The sequence below is a fragment of the Halomonas elongata genome (genome assembly GCF_029081005.1).
GTDB lineage: Bacteria > Pseudomonadota > Gammaproteobacteria > Pseudomonadales > Halomonadaceae > Halomonas > Halomonas elongata_B.
The window spans coordinates 1-410 of record NZ_JAJQTQ010000106.1; the positions used below are offsets into that span (position 1 = coordinate 1).

The 410-nt window shown below is 61.0% G+C and carries 1 protein-coding gene; it reads right to left on the bottom strand.

The features are described 5' to 3' along the window. Positions 1 to 410, bottom strand: a 410-nt coding sequence (locus tag LU493_RS19645; RefSeq protein WP_275289486.1) for an FUSC family membrane protein, incomplete at both ends; no start/stop codon positions are given.

Genomic DNA, 410 nt, shown 5'->3' on the forward strand with positions numbered 1-410 from the left:
GATCGGTATGCTGGGTCAGCAGGCTGTATTTGGCTTCACAGTAGTCCGCCAGCTCCCGGTAAAGCAGGCTAAGCGACTCCCGTAGCGGCTGTTCGCGCCACAGCCAGAACCAGAACCAGTTAAACACGCCGTACCACAGCGTGCCGAAGGCGTAGATCAGCAGCGGCTCCCAGATGGGCATATTGCCCGCCAGGCTCAGGGTAAAGATGGCGGCGATCAGCGACGCGGGCAGCAGCCGCGCGTGCAGCGAACTGATCTCCGCGGTAACGCCGAGAACGAGCGCCCGGCCGCTGATAATAAACGGCAGGGGTATCGCCTGGGCAAGCAGCAACTGCACCACCAGACTGCATCCGGCAAACAGGCAGCCGCCGATAATCAGGCGTTTGAAAAAGCGCTTATGCGGGGTATCA